We start from the raw sequence: 662 nt of genomic DNA, 5'->3' as shown, positions 1-662 counted from the left end.
CGGGAGGGCCGCCCCAAATGTGCTCGCCACGGTCGATGAAGATTTCCGAGCAMGGGCCGCARGGRCCGGTGTCGCCCATSSSCCAGAAATTSKCCGAGGTCGGGATGCGGATGATGCGRTCGTCSGAGAAGCCGGCGATCTTCTTCCAGAAGCCGGCCGCCTCGTCGTCCGTATGRTAGACGGTGACCAGCARCTTGTCCTTGTTCAGCCCGAACTCCTTGGTGATCAGGTTCCAGGCAAGCTCGATGGCACGCTCCTTGAAATAGTCGCCAAAGGAGAAATTGCCGAGCATTTCGAAGAAGGTCAGATGGCGCGCGGTGTAACCGACATTGTCGAGGTCGTTGTGCTTGCCGCCGGCGCGSACGCTCTTCTGGGCAGTCGWGGCGCGCGAATAGGSCCGCTTYTCSARACCRGTGAAGACGTTCTTGAACTGCACCATGCCGGCATTGGTGAACATCAATGTCGGATCGTTGCGCGGCACGAGCGGGCTCGAGGCCACGACCTCGTGGCCCTCCTTGCGGAAATAGTCGAGAAAGGTCGACCGGATCTCGTTCACGCCACTCATGACTGCTGCCTTTTCGCGAAAACCGCCGGCAAACCGGCGGAAATGGGCTCTGCTTTTAAGAAAATAGACTTGGCCTTTTAGCGGGCACGCCCCACCC

1 protein-coding gene is annotated in these 662 nt (G+C 59.7%); it reads right to left on the bottom strand.

Annotated features, from left to right (window positions below; all coding sequences use genetic code 11):
* Positions 1–565: alanine--tRNA ligase-related protein (locus AC1DX0_RS36735; RefSeq protein ID WP_477359540.1), on the bottom strand; the 565-nt coding region annotated here is incomplete at its 3' end.
* Positions 566–662 lie beyond the last annotated feature (97 nt).

It is taken from the genome of Mesorhizobium sp. P3_A9 (assembly GCF_056402975.1).
This window is presented reverse-complemented; position numbering and strand designations above follow the sequence as displayed.